19 protein-coding genes are annotated in these 19,916 nt (G+C 42.3%); 14 read left to right on the top strand and 5 right to left on the bottom strand.

Annotated features, from left to right (window positions below; genetic code table 11):
• Positions 1 to 146 precede the first annotated feature (146 nt).
• Positions 147 to 1,310 (bottom strand): FecR family protein, encoded by a 1,164-nt coding sequence (locus tag E2R65_RS01715; protein ID WP_134334744.1) that lies wholly within the window; start codon positions 1,308 to 1,310, stop codon positions 147 to 149.
• 177 nt (positions 1,311 to 1,487) lie between these two features.
• Here E2R65_RS01715 and E2R65_RS01710 point away from each other — a divergent pair, with 177 nt between their 5' ends.
• The gene (locus E2R65_RS01710; RefSeq protein ID WP_158285190.1) at positions 1,488 to 2,090 is read left to right on the top strand and encodes an RNA polymerase sigma factor; all 603 of its coding nucleotides are present in this window, start codon (positions 1,488 to 1,490) and stop codon (positions 2,088 to 2,090) included.
• On the opposite strand, the gene E2R65_RS01705 is transcribed toward E2R65_RS01710, so the two are convergent.
• Both E2R65_RS01705 and E2R65_RS01700 read right to left on the bottom strand, forming a co-directional pair.
• Positions 2,087 to 3,232, bottom strand: coding sequence for a hypothetical protein (locus tag E2R65_RS01705; protein ID WP_134334742.1), 1,146 nt, complete (start codon positions 3,230 to 3,232; stop codon positions 2,087 to 2,089). The genes E2R65_RS01710 and E2R65_RS01705 overlap by 4 nt on opposite strands.
• A gap of 18 nt (positions 3,233 to 3,250) precedes the next feature.
• On the bottom strand, positions 3,251 to 4,144 hold the full coding sequence (locus E2R65_RS01700) for a TssN family type VI secretion system protein (protein ID WP_134334741.1): 894 nt from the start codon (positions 4,142 to 4,144) through the stop codon (positions 3,251 to 3,253).
• A 113-nt stretch (positions 4,145 to 4,257) separates the two neighbouring features.
• Here E2R65_RS01700 and E2R65_RS01695 point away from each other — a divergent pair, with 113 nt between their 5' ends.
• Positions 4,258 to 5,196 (top strand): type VI secretion system baseplate subunit TssG, encoded by a 939-nt coding sequence (locus tag E2R65_RS01695; RefSeq protein ID WP_134334740.1) that lies wholly within the window; start codon positions 4,258 to 4,260, stop codon positions 5,194 to 5,196.
• Here E2R65_RS01695 and E2R65_RS01690 read toward each other — a convergent pair.
• Both E2R65_RS01690 and E2R65_RS01685 read right to left on the bottom strand, forming a co-directional pair.
• Complete coding sequence (locus E2R65_RS01690; protein ID WP_134334739.1) at positions 5,193 to 7,043, bottom strand: type VI secretion system baseplate subunit TssF; 1,851 nt, start codon at positions 7,041 to 7,043, stop codon at positions 5,193 to 5,195. The genes E2R65_RS01695 and E2R65_RS01690 overlap by 4 nt on opposite strands.
• A 7-nt stretch (positions 7,044 to 7,050) precedes the next feature.
• Positions 7,051 to 7,485, bottom strand: coding sequence for a GPW/gp25 family protein (locus E2R65_RS01685; RefSeq protein ID WP_134334738.1), 435 nt, complete (start codon positions 7,483 to 7,485; stop codon positions 7,051 to 7,053).
• Between the two features lie 203 nt (positions 7,486 to 7,688).
• Here E2R65_RS01685 and E2R65_RS01680 point away from each other — a divergent pair, with 203 nt between their 5' ends.
• The 12 genes from E2R65_RS01680 to E2R65_RS01625 all read left to right on the top strand — a co-directional run bounded on the left by E2R65_RS01680 (position 7,689) and on the right by E2R65_RS01625 (position 19,898).
• Complete coding sequence (locus tag E2R65_RS01680; RefSeq protein ID WP_134334737.1) at positions 7,689 to 8,207, top strand: type VI secretion system TssO; 519 nt, start codon at positions 7,689 to 7,691, stop codon at positions 8,205 to 8,207.
• A gap of 5 nt (positions 8,208 to 8,212) precedes the next feature.
• Positions 8,213 to 8,704: a type VI secretion system TssO gene (gene tssO / locus E2R65_RS01675; protein WP_134334736.1), complete on the top strand. Its 492-nt coding sequence runs from the start codon at positions 8,213 to 8,215 to the stop codon at positions 8,702 to 8,704.
• A gap of 36 nt (positions 8,705 to 8,740) precedes the next feature.
• Positions 8,741 to 9,703, top strand: coding sequence for a PKD domain-containing protein (locus E2R65_RS01670; protein ID WP_134334735.1), 963 nt, complete (start codon positions 8,741 to 8,743; stop codon positions 9,701 to 9,703).
• Positions 9,704 to 9,723: 20 nt separating this feature from the next.
• Entirely contained in the window at positions 9,724 to 12,090 is a 2,367-nt protein-coding gene (gene tssR, locus E2R65_RS01665; protein ID WP_134334734.1) for a type VI secretion system protein TssR domain-containing protein, read from the top strand.
• A gap of 13 nt (positions 12,091 to 12,103) precedes the next feature.
• The gene (locus E2R65_RS01660; RefSeq protein ID WP_134334733.1) at positions 12,104 to 14,584 is read left to right on the top strand and encodes an ATP-dependent Clp protease ATP-binding subunit; all 2,481 of its coding nucleotides are present in this window, start codon (positions 12,104 to 12,106) and stop codon (positions 14,582 to 14,584) included.
• A 98-nt stretch (positions 14,585 to 14,682) separates the two neighbouring features.
• The gene (locus tag E2R65_RS01655; protein WP_134334732.1) at positions 14,683 to 15,123 is read left to right on the top strand and encodes a type VI secretion system contractile sheath small subunit; all 441 of its coding nucleotides are present in this window, start codon (positions 14,683 to 14,685) and stop codon (positions 15,121 to 15,123) included.
• A 33-nt stretch (positions 15,124 to 15,156) separates the two neighbouring features.
• Positions 15,157 to 16,545 carry a DUF5458 family protein gene (locus tag E2R65_RS01650; RefSeq protein ID WP_134334731.1) on the top strand — a complete coding sequence of 463 codons (1,389 nt, stop codon included), beginning with the start codon at positions 15,157 to 15,159 and terminating at the stop codon, positions 16,543 to 16,545.
• 120 nt (positions 16,546 to 16,665) lie between these two features.
• Positions 16,666 to 17,235 (top strand): NAD(P)H-dependent oxidoreductase, encoded by a 570-nt coding sequence (locus E2R65_RS01645; protein ID WP_134334730.1) that lies wholly within the window; start codon positions 16,666 to 16,668, stop codon positions 17,233 to 17,235.
• A gap of 112 nt (positions 17,236 to 17,347) precedes the next feature.
• Positions 17,348 to 17,749 (top strand): type VI secretion system tube protein TssD, encoded by a 402-nt coding sequence (tssD, locus tag E2R65_RS01640; RefSeq protein WP_134334729.1) that lies wholly within the window; start codon positions 17,348 to 17,350, stop codon positions 17,747 to 17,749.
• Between the two features lie 86 nt (positions 17,750 to 17,835).
• A complete protein-coding gene (gene tssD / locus E2R65_RS01635) occupies positions 17,836 to 18,228 on the top strand; it encodes a type VI secretion system tube protein TssD (protein WP_134334728.1) in 393 nt (130 codons plus the stop codon).
• An 89-nt stretch (positions 18,229 to 18,317) separates the two neighbouring features.
• Positions 18,318 to 19,280: a hypothetical protein gene (locus E2R65_RS01630; protein WP_134334727.1), complete on the top strand. Its 963-nt coding sequence runs from the start codon at positions 18,318 to 18,320 to the stop codon at positions 19,278 to 19,280.
• A 3-nt stretch (positions 19,281 to 19,283) separates the two neighbouring features.
• Positions 19,284 to 19,898, top strand: coding sequence for a hypothetical protein (locus tag E2R65_RS01625; RefSeq protein WP_134334726.1), 615 nt, complete (start codon positions 19,284 to 19,286; stop codon positions 19,896 to 19,898).
• The last annotated feature ends 18 nt before the right edge of the window (positions 19,899 to 19,916 follow it).

Here is a 19,916-nt window from a genome sequence, read left to right as displayed (position 1 = left end):
ACGGTTTCTGTGAGGAAAACAGGTAAACTAACCGGGGGTGCAGCAAACGCCCCCGGTATTTTTTTGGCCTGATACCGTAGTAGGGGATAAGTCTTTATTTTTCCATAAGCAGTTTGTTATTTGGGGTTAATCAATAGTTATCAGGGTTATTTAGATACGATTATTTTTCTGCCATCAATTTTAAAATCAACCTGTTTAGTGCGTTTCAGCATTCCCAAAACCTTCGTAATATTACTATAATGCGTAATTACGCCGGTTAAGGGTAATGATTTTATGGCATCGTTGGTGTATTCGATGTCAACATCATACCAGCGCGCTATTTTGCGCATGATGCTTTCCAGGCTTTCATCACTAAACTGAAACATCCCGTTTTTCCAGGCAACGGCGTCATCGATATCTGTTTCGTTCACTATAAATTTCTGATGAGCAAGCGTTGCCTGCTGGCCGGGCTTTAAAAGGGTTTGCCTGTGGTTACTGGTTATGCTTACGCTGCCTTCTAATAAAGTTGTTTTTAAGGCAGGCTCATCTGTATAGGCATTAATATTAAAATGTGTGCCCAGCACCTGCACGGTTTGCACACCCGATGCTACGCGGAATGGCATGGCCCGGTTATGAGCAACTTCAAAGTAAGCTTCGCCTGTAAGTTCAACCGAGCGCTCCCTGCCTGTGAAATATGCCGGATATTTAAGTGATGACCCTGAATTTAACCAAACCTTTGTGCCATCTGCAAGGGTTAACTGGTATTGGCCGCCCCTTGGCGTGGTGATGGTATTATAGGCGGCAACCCGGTTATCTGTAACCGTGTCTTTTTTGTACATCACCCTGCCATCGGCTGTTTTAATGATACTTACATCATTCTGATTGCTTAGTAAGCCGTTCCTGGCATCGGTTAAAACAACTTTTTGCCCGTTGGCCAAAGTAAGCAGGGCTTTATTGCCGCCGGCCTGTATATCATTTAACTGGTTTTGTGCGGCCTGTTGTACCGTAAACGGGCGCATAAACAAGGTGTATGTACCGATAGAGAGGAATAGCAGTATAGAAGCGGCAATGGCTATCCGTGGCCATAAAACGGGCTTTTGATGTTTTTTTATTTGTGCTTTTATGAGTTTCAGCAATTCATCTTTCTTATGGTCAAGATCAATTGAATCAAATGCCTCGCCTGTAGCCGTGTCTTCTAAATATTTTAATATGATCTGTTTTAAAACCAATTCATTCTCTGCTTCCGAAAATTGCGCTAATAATAGGCGAATTTCTGCAGGGGTGCATTTACCGGCTATAAAACGCTTAAAAAGTTCTTGCTGACTGGGCATAATAGCTACTATATATACCTAATACGCAGTAAAGCCAATAAACAATGAATTGATTTTTTAAAAAAGATACATTTTTTAAAGAAATCTGAAAATTTATAACATAACAGCTACTAATTTGAAATAGTAATGGCAGTTATAGAGTTATTTTATAAATTTATAGGTTCCAGATTTAAACTAATGTTATTGATTGATGATGCAGAATTATATTCCCTGGTAAACAGGCTGCGCAATGGCGATGAACGCGCTTTTAATACCCTGTATCATACTTATTTTAAACCCCTGTATGGCAAAGTGTTCTCTATGGTTAAAGATGAGGCCATTGCCGATGAACTGATACAGGAACTTTTTTTAAAAGTGTGGCAAAAACGGGAGGAGTTAAACCCGGATTATTCTTTTACGGCATTTTTATATAAGATAACCAATAATATGGTGTTCGATTTTTTTAGAAAAGTTGCTAAAGATTCCCGTTTAGCAGCGAAATTAATTATTAATGCTACAGAGTACTATCTCCATTCAGATGAATTGCTGGAATCTAAAGAAGCCAGGCAGGTTTTAACAAATGCCATTAATCAGTTGTCGCCGCAGCGCAAGCTTATTTTTACCTACTGCAAGCTTGAAGGTAAAAGCTATGAAGAAGCAAGCCGCAATTTCGGGCTGTCTGTAGCCACCATTAACAGCCATATTACACAATCACTTAAAGCTATAAGGCAATTTGTAGCTAAAAATTATCTGCTGGTATTAATGCAATTAATGTTGAGCCTATTCAACAAATTACCTTAATCCAACAGGGTCCAGGTACGTTTGGCCTGCACGGTTTGTACAATTTGCTGCTCGGCCACTACAATGTTCTCTTTACGCTGGCCAATGTATTCTAATGTGCTTAACTTATTCCACAAAGCAATAATAACTCTCAAAAACTCGTCGACCGTAACCATGGCAGACCGGATATCGTGGTGATTATAAACCACTTCTATCAGCCGGGCAAGTAATTCTTCAAAATTACCCGGGGTTACATCTTTCCATTCATAAAAGTATTTTAATAATTCTTCGCGTTCGGCGCCGGCTATGCTTTTAACCGTGCTGAAAAATATATGTGCCATTTCAGAAAAATAGCCCACCAGCACCAGCGGCTGTTGCTGAAAAGCAACATTACGGTACGAAAAATAGATGCGGGCTATATAATCAAGCATTTTATCACACAGTAATTTTACGTTGCGGCCTATTGGCGATATGGTGTCCTTAGAGGTAATCTTATCAATAATGCGGAACGACAGCAGTTGAAATTCATTTAAATTATTGCTGAATGTTTCATAAAAGCGTATCAGGTCCGGGTGACTCAAAATAGCGGCGCAGGGGGGGATATAATCTGTTATCAGCTGTATGCCTGCCGAACTGCGGTTTAGTTTGCCCACCTCAAGGTAGTGGTTGTTTTTAGCACTTATTTGTGCCGCCGGTAAAATAGTAATGCCATAAAAGCTATCTACTTCCGGGTACCTTGCCGGGGTTTCATCTGCATCGGGCCTGCCAACGGCTATACGCTCGTGCGGGTTAACGGTTAAAATAATAAAAAAGGTTTCTACAGCGTCTGTAAGCGGTTCCTGGCTAAAATAATGGTTAAACTCCAGTTCCTGCCCAAGCATTTCGGGCGAGATCCGGATGCGGTACCCTTCGGATGTGATGGCATTGCATTGCCTTATTTTAACCTGGATATGGTTTGAAGCCCGTTCGGTTATTTGTATATCAAGCGAGCTTTTTTCACCGTTGAATGGTGCAAGTAATCCAAAATTATTGCTGTTAAGCATAATAGAATTACTATCGCGTATTACATCCTGAATAAAATTATCTGTTTGTACAAAATGGCCGCTGGAAATTTTCATCCCGTCAACCCAGTTAACAGATCTGTATTTTAATGGTATATACATGGTATTGCCTGTTTGATGTTATAAGTAAACTGCTTTATCACCCATACGGTCGGGTTCGGCCACAACTTCAGATACGCGTTTTGCAAATATGGCGTAGGTTTCTGTAATATTGTTTTGTTCGATATCCAGGTCGGGGTCAATAAATTGCCTTTGTTTAAAAAACGAAGGCTTGATATAAAAGATCCATTTATAAGTATGGCTGCTTCCCTGCTGGTACCGGATAGGGCTATCAGGAAATTTAAGATTATAATCATCAATAAATTTTTGGAACCAAAGGCCAAAATTCATGTTGCGCGGGGCTTTGGCCTTTACCTTTAAAGGCTCGGCATCTTCTGTGTTTTTGTACAGGTTAACCTCTAATACCAATAACCGGTTAAAATCAAGGTGTTCCATGCTGATATCTGCAGGTACCATGGGGTATTGCCACACCTTATAAATCTCAAGCGGGATATTCAGAAACGCGATGTAAGCCCACCAGAATAGTATAGGCAATAAAAATACAAATACCGATGTTGATGCCCATAAACCGTAATGCAGATTGTTTAGCCAATCGAACCCAAGTTTAAAAAGAAAAATGCCCAGTAGGCACGAAATAAAGGTGCAAACAAAAAAGAAACCTCTTCGCTCAAGCAATTCTGTTTCGTAATAAATGCCAGCCATCCAAACAAACACTATACCCGCTGTTAAATAATACAGCTGGCAAATAATATATCCCCATGGCATAAACTGCATATCTAAAAAACCCAGTAAGCCGGGTATGCCCAGTACAATGGCTGTAAGCAGCATTATTACGATAAGTTTTTTGTTGTTTAGCAGCTTATTCTTCTTATTAATAATTGTCATAACTGCGGTTGCAATCATAAAAATTACCGGGAAGAGGAGGTAGCGGATAAAAAAGGATTTAACGTCCATAAAAGTTATAGGTTCGGTATCAAAAAACAGTTCTTAAAATAAAATTGAACTTTGTCTAATCAATTACCAATAATTGGGGTTATTGTTTTATAAAGCATCGTAAAAAAGCTAAAATGATACTTAAACAACCTAATCAACTTGATACCGATTATAAAGCAGTAACACTTGCCGCCGAATTGATTGAGCAGGGACTTATAAGTGCCGACGATGTTATTATTTTGCCTGCCGGCCCCCAGCAACGCGCCTACGCCAAAGATATAAGCGAGGTAAGTAATTATACATCCGAATACCGCAACCGGCAAATGCTGGCTATACACGTTAACAGGGAAGGCTTGTATGATATGCTGCCCGAGGGATTGTTTCACCAGCCCCCGGCATCAAGCGTTATGATAACCGAGCAGGCAATGATCAAGGATATTGCCATACGCCGGGAAGAAGAAAAACAGGCCCGCGCTTTTTTTGCACCCTTAGAGGCCGAACTTTACCACACACGTACCATTATTGAACTGTATGAAAGCCGGCTGGATAAAAAAAGTACCTATCACGAGCTGGTTAACATATTTTTAAAAGAGTGGCAGGAGTTTAAGTGCTTTGATAACGGGCAGATGCTGATATTAATGCATGTATTGCCGGTGATACACGAGCAGCGCAATAATCTGCCTTTCATCAGTAATATACTCAGCATTATGTTTAAAGTTAATGTTGATATGCAATACCAGTTATGCACAAATACAGCACCACCTCAGGAAATGAAGGCCTTAGAGACCAAACTGGGTACCGGCGTATTAGGCGTAAACTTTATAGCAGGGCAGGTTTACGAGCAGGAACAAGAGCTTATTATTAATATAGGGCCGCTTACCGCCGCCCAAATGCTGTCGTTTTTACCGGGCACGCGTTCTGCAGAGGCGCTTGATGTGCTGTTATCATACTTTATACCTTTATCTACAACGGTTAATACCAGCTACCTTGTTGGCCCCGACGACCAGAAAATGGTATTGGGATTTGATGCCGAGAATGCCTGCCTGGGCTTTACAACCTACCTTGGCGTTTAATTAGCGCCTATAAACAGCCTGTAATTTGCATTGATAACGCTACGGCTTGTAATTTTAGATTTTAGTAAAGTGAGCAACGTATCCCAGTCATCGGTGGCTAATTGCAGGTTGGGGGCCGGTTCTAAAAAAATATCCACTGTTTTGGTAAACCCTTCTTTTGGGTTGGCAGATACCATCAGGCCTTTGCCAATTTTTACATTGGTTATTTTATTGCCAAGCTCATAAAAGCAATAGCTCACCAGGTCGGCCTGGGTAACTATCCTGTCTTTTGTCGTAAGGCCATATTTATAGGCTTGTATGCGTTCTGTTGCGCCCAAACTGTTGCGGCCGCCAATGCTGCCGGTCATCAGGCGTAAACTTTCTGCCTTTATCTTCATAGCCTCAAACTGTTGCAGGCGCGATCCGCGGCGGATGTGGTTGGCATTATCAGCAAGGGTTGTCCAGTATTGCAGGTAAAGCATGCTTGCCTTTGCACCCGGTTTTACAATCAGATAATTATTCAGTTCACTGCTATTTTCTGCCAGCTTTGATTTTTTTTCGATAAGCGCCAGGTTTTGCTCAAGCGTTTTAAGTATGTTATTCAAAAAATCGCTGCCATAACTGGCAAAGGCAGCCTTTTCATCGCGCAGCAACTCAAATAAATATTCTATAATTTGCTGTGCGTTGCGCGGGTCAAAACGTTCGGCCCCGCCGTTGCGTATGGTATAGCTGCCCTCAAAACTTTGGGTTGCCTGTGTGTATGGGATCTCGCTGTAATAGATACTGCGGTCATCAAACAGTTCTTTTACAGATAAAAAATGATCATTTGCCGCTACCTTTATCGGTATGATGTTGTTTACCTCCCGTAGCCTGTATTTTTGTTCGTGCCGCCTTCTGTTTATTACCGGCACACAGTTTACCGATACCTGCAGCTCATCTATCACGGCGGCAGATATGGCCGCCGGGAAGGTAAGCTTTAGCCACAGGCACGGCCTAAGCACAGATAGCTCATTATTGCTAAACTGCTCGGCAAATTCATCGGGGTAAGGCTGTTTTTGGCTGCTTATATCCTGCAATGCGGTATCTGTTAAGGATATAAACCGGTTGGTATAATAACTTTTAACATCGCGGGTTATCAGGTTAATTACATTTTGCTCGTAAAAAACAGGGCGGTTAGCCGCTTCGGCGTCTTCTTTATAAACAAGGCCGGGTTGCGTTTGCAACTCGTTGTTGCCCATGTGGCACTTTACTACAGATAATAAATTATAAAGGTCGCTGTTGGCAGAATACTCCGGCCATTCAAAAAACAGGGCGAGGTTTTGTAAATTATTCAGGGATGGCGCGCAATCTAAACCCAGCCAAAGCACGTTTGCCTGGGTGTTAAGGTTGGCCGGTGCAGTTAGCAAGGTGTTTTTGTGCATTGCATCATCCGTTTCGTAAATAGTGCGCCCGCTGGCGGTATAGCGAATAGCTGTGTTGAAAAGTTCGAGTTCGCCCGCCGGCGAAAAAAACACCTGCAATTCTTCGGCTTTGGTGTTTTCTTTGGTTGCTGGCCTTTTGTAAATAAAATGATTGTTTGGGTTAATCACCTCTTTTGCCTCTATGGGCTGCGCCTTTAATATGGCATGTGCCGGTAATGCCGAGGTTAAATAATCTGAAGCCAATATGCGCGATATTTTGCTGAGAACCCGGTTCTCCAGATTTTTTACATCGTTTGATACGTTAAATAACTCGGTGCTTAGGGCTTCTATCAACAGCTTCACCATCGGGTCGATATCGTTGATATTGGTAGTACCCCAATAATCCATTGCGTTACGCAGCATACGCGTACGGATATCCTCTTTGGTGTTAAAAAAAATGTTGCTCATATAATGCTCAGGCTGATAAAGGGCTTAGGTATAACGATGTGGAGAAGGTATAGTTTTCGCCGGTTTGCTGCATTTTGCCGCTCACAACAATTTCAACCCTCTTTTTTATTTCGCTTACGTTTCTTAACGGATAAAATTTGTTAACTTCTTTAATGCGCACATCAAGCTGTACATCATAAATACGCTGTTCGTGCTGTTTAATAGAGCTTAAAAGCGACTGCCGCAGTTTTTCTTCCCACATACTTTCGCTGATGATCAGCTCAAAATCAAGGTCCCATATCTCGCAGCCAAAGTCGGGTTTGTATCGGTGCTCGCCATAACGGGTAAATATGATCAATTCTATATATTGAGAAATTGATGCCCCAACATCCTGTTTTTCAAGATCTTGACCCTGAAATATCTGGTTAAGGCGGAAAGGTTTTTTATAGAGCGGGCTCGGCATATTAAAGGATGATTTATAACTGTAAGTTTATTTTAACCTAATTGTAAACAAAAGTTTTCTTAAATAGTTGTATAAACATTCGTGTGGGTTGAAAGTTATTGGTTGTGCAAAGAATTAATAACTGTTAAGGTGTTGTTTTCCTCAATAACACCTTATGTGCTGGAGGGTTGAATTTATTACTAAACCGTTATTAATTCATATTAATGAAGCCAGTTAACAATACCGATCTACGCCGATCCTATATCAATTTTATTATCTACTTTATACTCGTTGTAGCTTTCAGCATACTTATCGTATTTTTTTTCTTTATAACAACTAACCGCGAGGTGGTATTGCTTAACCAGCGGGTAAAAGAGTCGGACAGGATGATCGCCATCCGCAACGATATCAACAATAACTTCGATATTATTTTACAGCGAATGCAGCAGTTATCGCAGTTCACAAAAATGAATTCGGAGGAACTTAACAATCAAAGCCTGCTGTTAAACGATATCCAGGAAGCAAACCTTAAGATCCAGGGGAAGCTGCAAGAAAATTCAACCGGTTTAAAAAGCTTTGAACTGTACAAAAAGCTTAGTGATAATATATCTGTTGCTGCAAATGTTAAAGATTCGTTGTTCACAACCCGTTTCCAGATCGAAAGCCTGCGCTCGCAGCTGGCATCCTGTAACAGAACCAACACTTCGGCAGTTAATAAAATTAAAGGACGATTTGGGAGGTAACCGCTATGATGAAATTTAGTATAAAAGAAAAACGAGAAAAATTTTTATTCTTTATGGCATTATTCCTGTTCACGGCAGGGGTGTTATGTACCGCGCTGTTTTATAATTATCAAAATAACAGCAATATATCTAAGGCGGAGTTTGCCAGGCGCATAGCAGAAGAAGACCGTTTTGAAGGTATGGTTGCCGAGGCAATGCCCGCAATTGATACCACCTATGCGCGCATAGTAAAGTTTAACCCCGATGTGCAGGCGCTGTTTTTAGAGAATGATATAAAAAATTCTATTACGGCCATACGGTCTTACTACAACAGCAGGCCTTATGATACCCGCTACAAATGCTTTATATATGCCTCAAAAGTGCCCGAAAGCCTGTTTTATGATAAACGCGAACTTAGGGGGAACTACGGCGATATCAGCCGCATTAATAAACTTTTAGATGATTGTAAACTTTCTACCAGGCAACTGCAGCAAAACATGAGCGCTGCAGGCCGATAAAATAAATTCCATCCGTTAAACAAGCACCTTAAACCAATGCAAGAAGATTATAACAGCGGCCGACCGGTTAACACAAACAGGCAAAACTATATTTTCCTTTATATAGTGGTAAGCATCCTGCTATTAGCCGGCCTTATTTTTTTATTCAAAAGCTCGCTTTTTGATAAGCGCAATGTAAACGCCAGGATACTAAAGGATGAAATTGCCATTAACGAAGACCTGGTTTATTCAGACAATACCGACAATGCTAAAAGCTGGCTTTGGGAATTTGGTAACGGCGACCGTTCTGATAAGCAGAATGGTGCTTACCGTTTCAAAAAAACAGGGGCCTACATTGTAAGGCTAACCGTAGATGGCAAGCTGCAGCAGCAATTCCCTATTAACGTTAAAGATACCATAGCACAGTTGTTAAAAGATACCCTGCTTACCGTTAACGGCCCAACACAGGGTATTGTTAACGAGGAGGTAAGGCTTGAAGCACAGGGAAATGCCCGCATCTACGAATGGTCTTTCGGCGAAACGGGGCGGGTGGATATTAAAGGCCCTACCGCGCTTTATACGTATCATAACCCGGGCACTTATTTTGTAAGGCTAAGTGCAGATAATGGCAGCCACCCGGTTTATCACAAGATCCGGATCACTAATCCGGATTCTACTGTTAACGCCATTGTAGCCCCCGGCGAAGGGGAGCGTAAGGTGATAGATGATATCAGGGCGCATTTACAGGCAATAGCCAACGGGGCAGATTTTAACACCCATTACTACTACCTGGTTAATAAATACTTTTGCGGCGATGAAAAGGTAACCGTAAACCTGGATACGAACGGAGACAGAAAACAAACCGATTTTTACTCGTATTGCATGCGCCTTACTTTTGGCGGCGGTATAAGTATTGATGAGGCCCAGGTTACGCTTAAGCCAAAATCTACCTGCTCCAGCCTGTTAACCGTTAAACAGCATTCTTCAACATCGGGCGCAGCTATTAAACGTACTAAATAATCCGTCTATCCCTTATGATCATGAAAAACATCCTATACGTTTTAACCATATTTACAACGCTGGCAGCCAGTGCACAGTCGCCGGTATCATTTGGCAAAAAAGTCCAAACCCTTCCGGTAGCGTTTGAAAAACCAAACAGTAAAACCAATATACACGATGACGGCCAGAAATCATCCCTGCCCTGGATCGTGTTTTCCGACCGTGCAGAAAACTATACCTACACCGCACCGGGTGGCTCATTGGTGATGAAAAAGATAGCCTTTATGGAGCCTTTTTATGTTAGCGAAGTAAAAAACGGTTACATCAAACTTATCAAATATCAGCCCGGCATAGTGCAGGGGCGTAAACTTACGAATAAAAAAGCCGCCCTGAGTTACGGCTGGATAAGTGTAGATAAAATGCTGCTCTGGCAATCGGCTTACGTAAGCCCTGCTACCGGTTATGCCGAAAAATCAATCGCCATAGCATCAGGCAAGGGGCCGCTAACCATGCCGCGTATTTATTTTGATAAATCAGATTCACTGTATGTATATAACTCGCCCGAACTGGAGCATAAAAAAACCAAGGTGGCCCTGCACCAGCTGTTGTATATTTATAAAAAATCTGCAGATGGTAAAACCGTTTTAGTTGGTTCTGATGCGCAGCTGATTGCAGACAGCGCCGCCCACAGCATTTATGGCTGGTTACCTGCCGATGCCGTGCACAACTGGGGTAACAGGCTGTATATCGGTTCGGCAAAAGTTAATGGCAATTTCGAGTCGGATGATTCTGTCGCCAACGTTATCAACAATGCCATAACTTATAATGGCGTGGCTACCCCATTTGTTTTTGACCCGCTGATAGATCAGGATCAGCCTTTATTGCGTAGCTTGCCGGTATTGGGCACTAACAGCCAAAGCGGTAAATTACAGGTTGGCGTTGCAACCGATGTTTATGACAAATCGCACAACAGCATTATCAATATTAAAGGCGGCCACCTTTCTTATCAGGATTACCTCAACATCCGCAGAAACACGCATAAAATAAATATCGTTTTTGTTGTAGACGGCGGCAGCTCGATGCGCAACTATTTCTCGGGTTTAACCAATACTATACAATCGTTTGAAAACACATTCAATATGTATGATAAAGGCAACCAGTTAAGTTATGCTGCTGTTGTTTACCGCGGCCAAACCAATTGCACCACGGGCGGTGTAGAGCGCGAAGTTTTTAATGCCGATTACCGCCGGGTAGTTAAATTCCTGGATAAGCAAGCCTCCGTTACCTCTGCCTGCTCGCCTGCACCAAACAGCCAGCCCGTGTTTGATGGTATGCGCAGTGCATTAAACATGTTTAAAAATCATAAGAACGAAACTAACCTGATTGTGCTGATAGGCAGTACCGGCAATGCATCTGCAGATGATCTTACAGATCTGTCGTACCAGATGGCCGCCTCTGATGCACGCTTGCTGGCCATACAGTTATACAGCGATTATAACCCAATTTACAACGATTTTGTGATCCAGGCGCGTAAGCTGGTGTCGCAATCGGCCACGTTGCTTGCCGATAATAAAAAGAAACGGATGGTAATTGGCGAAGGCCTTACCAGTACGCAGCAGTTTAATGTATCGCTGTCAGATACGGTTTCTTTTTACCTCGATTATCCAAAAAACAGTATCATACAAGGCGCCGTGATCTTCCCGCCAAAAGGTGTGGTAAAAACCAACCAGGCAATGGATGCGGCAGTAAAGCGCCTGATGGCAGAAACGCAATTAGATATTAAAACCCAAACACATTCTTTAGACAGTGTTTTTAGGCTTACCGGCCGCGAACACCGCTATGTGCAGCCGGTGGTAACATCGCAGTTTACCGCCCCCGTGCCCGATAGCCTGGGCGATGACATGCCGCACAACGCGTTCAAATACTTTTTACAGGCAAATTTACCTGCAAATTATGTAGCACAAAACCCAAATCAGCTGCAATATTTAGTGATACTGAATGATGCCGAGTACAAACAGATGCAGGATATTTTATCGATGATGATAGGCGAAAACCTGCAGCAGGACGCGGGTAACTACCGCAGTAAGTTATATTCAAACTACATCAATATCGTGCGCAGCTACATGGGGCTAAAAGATCTCCCTAAATCAACCATCGGTGAGATGCTGATAAGCGATTACATCACCAAAACAATAGGCCTTATTGTGCCAGCTAATAAAAACTTAGGCAGGTTTAGGGTAAAAGATATTAAGGATGATGGTAAAATGCCGCAGGCACAGTTTGAGGCATACATCAATTATCTTATAAAATGCCGTAACACAATCAAACAGCAGGCCTTGCTGCAACAGCATTTTGTATCAAACGGGCAAATTTATTACTACGTAACCCAGGCAAACTGGAATAACTAATCAACACAACAACATGAGTGTAATAAGTTTAAGCGATTCGGTAAAAACAGGGGTAAGGGTTGCACAGTCTTTAGCCAAAGAGTACCATCACAAAGAATTTGGCCCGGCACACCTGTTAAAGGGGCTAATGCACCAGGAGGTGGGTTTAAGGAATTTTCTTACTTCTATTGATAAGGATGCGGCTTACATCAGCGATTGGGCCGACGTGCGGATGGAAGAGTACCCGCAATCTATCACCGTGCCCGACGAGATGCTGGGCAATGATGCCGTTAAGCTAACCTTTGAGGAGGCCGATAATGTGCGCGTTAAACTTGGTTTAGATGCCATTACGCCTATATGTGTGCTGATTGCACTAACAAAACCTAATGTTGGTTTTGATGCCGGCCAGCTAAAATCATTCCCGGTAAAAGAGAAAGAGCTGCTGGATGTTTATATACAGGATGAGGGGATGCAGAATGCTATTGCCCCGCCCGTAGCAGGCAGCGCCGATAACGGAGGCGGAAGCAAGTCTACCGGTGCATTGTTTAAATATTGTGTAGACCGTACGGATCTGGCCCGTCAGGGAAAGATTGACCCCATTATTGGCCGCGATAAAGAAACGCGGATGATTATGGAGATATTAAGCCGCCGCACCAAGCCCAATGTAATTATTACGGGTGATGCGGGTGTAGGTAAAACCGCGCTGATAGACGGCTTTGCCCTGGATATTGTAAATAACCAGGTGCCGCAATCCTTGCTGAATGTTAGTTTGTTTGAGCTTGACCTTGGTTCGCTTATTGCCGGGGCATCTTACAAGGGCGAGATAGAAGACCGCCTGAAAAACATCCTGAAAGAAATTAAACAGTTTGATAAGGCTATTTTATTTATAGATGAAATTCATACGCTGTTAGATAATAAAGGCCCCATAGGCGGCGGTGTGGGTAACCTGCTGAAGCCTGAACTGGCCCGAGGGGAAATAACCGTTATCGGCGCTACAACAATAGATGAATACCGCAAAATAATCGAACCCGAGCAGGCATTCAGCCGCCGGTTTGAAGTGTTGCAGGTAAATGAGCCGGATGTAGATACCGCAATAAAAATGCTGGAAAAACTGGTGCCTTATTATGAAGAGCACCACGGTTTAAAAATAAGCAGCGACGCCGTAAAGGATTGTGTGAGGCTGGCCAAACGCTATATGAAAGACCGCCGACTGCCCGATTCTGCCTTTGATTTGATGGACCGCACTATGGCCGCTATCAGGCTGATGAACGATACATCAGACATGACGCTTACGGAGCTTAATGAAAATTTTAACGATTTGCAAAAAGCAGCAGATGACGAAACAACTGTTGGTGAGTACAAATGGCTTTACAGCCTGATGCAAAATAAAACCAGCGCTGTGCTTTTAGGCAAGCTGGAAGATGAAACACAGGTAAGTGCCTTTGAAACTGCGGAGGAGTACATAACATACTTTAACCATAACCTTCCGTTGCTGGAAACTTTGGCAAAAGATAAAACCAGTGAAGTAAGCAAGCAGGATATTGCCGCCATTATATCTTACAAAACGGGTATCCCGATGGGCAAGATACAGGCGCAGGAAAAAGAGAGGCTTTTGAATATGGAAGGCTTTTTAAACAAACGTGTAATAGGCCAAAACCAGGCGCTGAAAGCTGTTTCTGACGCCATACTGGAATCTCGCAGCGGATTGAATAAAAAAGGGCAGCCCATTGGTTCGTTCTTTTTGCTGGGGCCTACGGGTACCGGTAAAACAGAACTGGCCAAATCCATAGCCGATTTTTTATTTAACGACGAAAAGGCTATGATAAGGTTTGATATGTCGGAGTTTAAAGAAGAGCATTCTGCCGCATTACTTTACGGCGCCCCTCCCGGATATGTGGGTTATGAAGAAGGCGGTTTGCTGGTGAATAAAATAAGGCAGCAGCCCTATTCGGTATTGTTGTTTGATGAGATAGAAAAAGCACACCCATCCGTATTTGATATATTTTTACAGATACTGGATGAAGGGCACCTGCACGACAGGCTGGGCAAAGAGGGAGATTTTTCTAACTCGCTGGTGCTGTTCACTTCAAATATCGGCAGCGAATGGCTGCAGGAGCAATTGGGCAAGGGCCATCTGCCAACATCAAATGAATTAATGGAGGTGATGGGTAAACATTTCCGGCCCGAATTTTTAGCCCGCTTGTCAGAGATCGTACCGTTTAAGCCGATATCCGAAGATGACGTGGTACGGATCTTTGATATTCAGCTTAAAAGCCTGATAGAACCATTAGAAAAAATGGGTATCAGCTTTATGATCAGCGATGAGGCAAAAAGTATGCTGGCCAAAGGCGGTTTTACACCCAAATATGGTGCAAGGCAGTTATCCGGGGTTATCCGCAACAGGTTAAGAAGGCCTATATCACGGTATATTATATCCGGAGAATTAAAAAAGGGGCAAACCATCAGCATCAATAAAAAAGGCGACACAGACGAATTGGATTGGACAATTAATTAATTGTTAAAGTATTAAATAACAACTTGTTTAATAAAACAATTTGTTATAAAACAACATTATAGTATTAAATTAAAGCATCTACACTTATCCCCATACCTATGTTTAATTACGAAATAGGAGGAAACGAGACAAAAGTCGACACCTCAGAAGCGTTTGGTGAGATCTCTCCCAATAAAACATTATTTATTCAAAAGCTAACTGATAACGAGCCGTTGCGGCCAGAGAAGGTAGAAGGCTTAAAAACGGTTGAAGAGGTTTTTGAGCATTATAAGCCAAATGTAAGTATATCGCTGGCGAAGCAGGATGGTTCAACCTTAACAGAAAACCTGAAGTTTCAGAACCTGGGCGATTTTAGCGTTAAAAAAATTGTACAGCAAAGTAATTACCTGCGCAAGCTGAATATTGAGCGCGAAATGCACCTGAACATTATCAAGCAGCTTAAAACCAACAAAACATTAAAAACAACACTTGATAACGAAGAAACAAGGGCCGCATTTATCAGCGCACTTAAAAACTTTGTGAAAGAGCTTGAACAATAATTGAAGATACCAACTTAACAGTTATAAAATATTATGGCAACAACAAACCAGCAAGCCGGCAACGAAGCGTCATCGGCGCAGGGTTTTAAACCAGCAGAAAAAGCCGCCGGGCAAGATCTTAATTTAAGCCAAAGCCTGGAGAAATTATCAAGGGTTGGCGGGTTTGATCTATTAGAAACTACAATAGACGGCTTACAGAATTTAAACCCTGAGCGTAAAGCACGTAAACAGATCTTTTTATCGGATGATGAAAAGAAACTGGAGCGCGAGGAACTGAAGCAAAAGCTTACCCAATGGATAGAAGCCCTGGAAACAGGAGGCTCTGTAAGCGAGATGGTTGATAAAAGCACCGAAAAGCTGCAATTGGCCGAAGAAAACCTGAACACCAATATTCACGATGCTTTAGAAAGCACACGTGAGCTGGAGCAGGCCTACCGCTCGTTACAGCTTTTTTATAAAAACACCGAATCTGACAAGGTGAAGAACGTGGTGATCATGAACGCGAGCCTTGACCAGTTAAAGGAACTGGATAACCCGCGCTTTATTGATTATGTAGGTAGCGAACTTAAACAGAATTACGATAGGTTAGACCTGCGCAAGAATTACTCTATTTTGGTTGTACCGGGCTATCTGGGTTCAAACAAAGTGATTGAAAAATGGTCGAAAATTGCCTTTGAGAACAAAGTGATGCTGGTTACGGATTTTGCCGATTTAGAGCAGCCTGATGATGTTATCGACTTGTTTACATCTGCCAACCTTACCGGTGGTGATGCATTCAAATCAAACACTATCATGACGTGTAACTGGATGGTTGGCCGTGGTAAAGTTGCCGAGGTTGGCGAAGAGGATAACTTGTATGTACCTGGTTCGGCAGCATTGGCAGGTAAAATGTACTACACCTTAATGTCGCAGGTTACGGCCGGTAAAAAACATGGTGCGGTAAACGAGGTTGACGGTGTGCGTTTTGATCTGAAGAAAAGCGAGATCTCGCATCTGGAACGCATTGGCCTGGTGCCGATGGTGAACGAATATGGTAAAGTGATGGCATTCTCTGCCAAAACGCTTTTCAATGGCGATAATATCGGTTTACAAACCTATTCGGTTGTGCGTGTGTTTGACTATATCACTAAGGTATTGTTCGACTTTTTGAACCGCCGTGCATTTGAGAACTGGAATTCTAAAACAGAGCAGGACCTGAGATCGCAAATAGTTAAGTTTTTGGATAACATCCAGGGCCCTGATCGTTTGATAGAGCGTTTCAAGATCATCAAATTTGAGCGTGATGAGGTACAGAAGGATAGGATCCACCTGGATATCAACATTACGCCATACTTCCCGGCAAAAAGCTTTGTGGTTAAGTTAGATGGCCACAAGGGCGAAGATGCCAGCGCAACCTGGAATACAGAATATAAACAGCAGTAATAACTGATAGCATTAAATGCCCCGTAGTTGTGAAACGGGGCATTTTTAATTTAATGTTACCACAAATTTAACACATGCTGTTAATATAATGTAATAACTGCTTACTTTTGCATTAGCAAAATGAAGCAGGTTGTAATTATTAATGCAGATATCAATAAAGGCGAAACTACAAACGCGCTGATAAATGCTTATAGGCATGGTGCAGAGGGTGGGCAAGCGGTTATAAAGGATATCGTGATTGCCAATCTTAAATTTAACCCCAACAGGCAATTGCCCGGGAATAATACAGGCCTTGAGCCCGATTTGGCCGCGGCAATAGTTAAATTAACCTGGGCAAGCCATATAGTGGTTTTTTGCCCTGTTTTTAAAGAGTCTATCAATTTTAAGATCAAAGGTTTTTTTGACCGGATCTTTATGCCCGATCAGATCTTTGTGACCAATCAGCCTAAGTTCAGCAATGATTTTCGTGGCCGCTCGGCCCGTATCGTATCTATTTTGGACGAGGCAGCATGGGCCGACTGGCAGCAAACGCAGCGCGCTACCTATTTATCTATTAAAAGGTCGGTATTAGAAAAATGTAATATTAAGCCGGTGCACACCAGTGCTATCGGCCACATATATTCCCTTGATAATCAGTACGCTCAGAAGTGGATGAAGAAACTTTATAGCTTTGGTATCAAGCTGATATGAAATAATTATAAGTTATTTATTATTTCTCGAAACAATATTTGAGCTCATCTGTAGTTAAATAATAGAAACCGATGGTCGGTTTTATTAATTAATAACCTTAAAATTTATCGTTATGGCTTTCAAAGCAAGATTAAATTTTTCGGGCAAAGAGTACGATGTACTTAATTGCTCGTATGCCTTAAACAGAGATGTTGATTCAAAAGGACGCCCGTCATCAGGTGTTTACGGTGGTACTATCGATGTAGAGATAGAATCAACCGAAGACACATCAATTATTGAATCAATGGTTAACAATCAATACAAGCCTGTTACAGGTACGTTATTGGTCAAAAAATCTGAAGAAGATGCTAAAATGAAAGAACTGTCTTTTGAGGACGGTTACATTGTAAAGTATTCTGAAGGTTTAAACATTGTTGGTGATACACCAATGACCTACAAGTTTACCATATCTGCACGGAAGCTTAAATTGGGTAACGCAGAACATGTTAACGACTGGCCGGGACGCGCCAACTAAGTTTATCTTATTTTAATTAACAGGGTTGCGTTTGGCTTTAACGGCTAAAAGGTAGCTTTGATTGTTACACTAAAAAATTTACGAATATGGCTTTTAAAGCAAGAATTAACATAGGCTCTAAGGAGTTTGATGTGCTGCAGTGCAGTTATGCCTTGAGCAGGGATGTTGACGCTAAAGGGCGCCCGTCATCAGGTGTATACGGTGGTACCATCCAGGTTGAGGTAGAATCAACAGAAGACACCTCGGTGATCGAATCAATGGTAAATAACCAATACAAGCCGTTAAGCGGAACAGTTACCTTCAAAAAATCTGAAGAGGATGCTAAAATGAAGGAGCTTTCTTTTGAAGACGGTTACATCATCCAATACAACGAGGGTATCTCTATCGTAGGTAATGCACCGATGACCCTGAGCTTTGTGCTATCGGCACGTAAGCTTAAGATCGGCAACGCCGAGCATGAGAACGACTGGCCGAAATAAACCAGGCAATGCAATATCAGATACGGAGGAGATAGAACAGTATCTTCTCCGTTTTTTTTAGTCAGATCAGCTTCTTTTTTAATCTACCCATGAAAAAAAAGAAAAGAATAGTTAAGCACGGTTCACCCACCATTCGTAAAAAAGTTAAGTCTGTAGCCCCTACAGCTATGGAATACATATTGCTTTTTAACACCTGCGAGATTAAAAAAGAAAAATTAGCCGAGATAGATAAAGTAATTGACGAAAAAATTGTTGTGAACCGGTCCAGATATGAGGGGGTATCTAACCTGGTTAAAGGGGGGGGCATCAGTCCGTTGCTTTTAAATAACCAACCATTATTTCAATCGTCTTATACACCATTTTATAACCGGTTCCCTGCACTTGCCGATACGGTAAGAACTGCTGCCGACACAACTTCTGCCGGATCCGGAGCGCCAGAAATCACCGATTTTCGCTCTTTAAACGCCCCTTTAACGCCCTTTAGTTTACCCAAACCTTCGTTGGGGATAAATGGGATACAAAAGTACGATCTGTTAACCGGAAAGTATATTGCCAACAACGATCCGTTTGGATTGAACCGGGATATTTTTGCCGGGACCAATTTTTTTGGCGGCTCGGCAATTCCATGGTATTTTATTGCCTGCGTACATTATATGGAATGCAGTTTTAGTTTTAAACGGCATTTACATAACGGCGACCCTTTAACCGGTTACACCGTACATGTGCCTGCCAACCGCCCTAAAGTTGGCCATGCGCCGCCGTTCACCTTTGAAGAGAGCGCGGTAGACGCCCTTAAGCTGATGAAGTATGACCAGGTGACCAACTGGAGCCTGTCATACATATTATTAAAACTGGAAGGCTATAACGGTTTTGGTTATAACCGTAAAGGCATCCATACGCCTTACTTGTGGAGCTACTCTAACCATTACACCAAAGGCAAATACGTAAAGGATGGGGTGTATGATGCGAATGCCGTATCAACCCAGTTGGGTGCGGCTGTTATATTGAAAAGGATGGAGCAGCGTGCTCTGATCAGTATCCCCAGAAATTAATGTATGAAGCAGTTAAAAAAACATATTTGGTTGATACTGATTGCCTTATTGCTGCCGGCAGTATATGGCTGTAACGGCAATACCACAAGTGCTAATAAAGCAGATACGGCTGCTGCTGCTAAACCTGCAAATGATAGCGCCAGCCCGGTTGCAGCAGATACAGTGAATAACGAGCAGCAGTTCAGGCTGTTTTTTGCCAAATTTAAAGCAGCTGTAAAAGCTAATAATAAGGCACAGCTTACGCAAATGTTCAGTTTCCCGTTGCAAACATTACCGCAATGGACAAACGACGAACTAAAAAGCGCACCGGTTGATGCCAATAGCGGCCTGATTAGCCAGAGCGAGTTTACCGGGTATTATAATGATATTTTTACCAAGGATGCCGTAAGGTTAATACCTGCAAGTACCGAGGATGATCTTTCTGAAATTGACAAAACCACTGCCGAAAATTACTATATAACCTTAAAGCATGTTACCGATAAAGGCAGTATATTATATGAACTGGAGAAGCAATATACCGAAGATAACGGTAAAGAAACTTCTTTCGGTTTTGTGTTTGGCAAGGTTAAAGGTGCTTATAAAGTGATAAGCTACTACAGGCCATGGCCGTTAAAATAATACAACTAAGCCCACAAC

It is taken from the genome of Mucilaginibacter phyllosphaerae (assembly GCF_004378255.1).
GTDB classification, from domain to species: domain Bacteria; phylum Bacteroidota; class Bacteroidia; order Sphingobacteriales; family Sphingobacteriaceae; genus Mucilaginibacter; species Mucilaginibacter phyllosphaerae.
The sequence above is the reverse complement of the archived record's forward strand: the minus strand, read 5'-3'. Positions and strand labels throughout refer to the sequence as shown.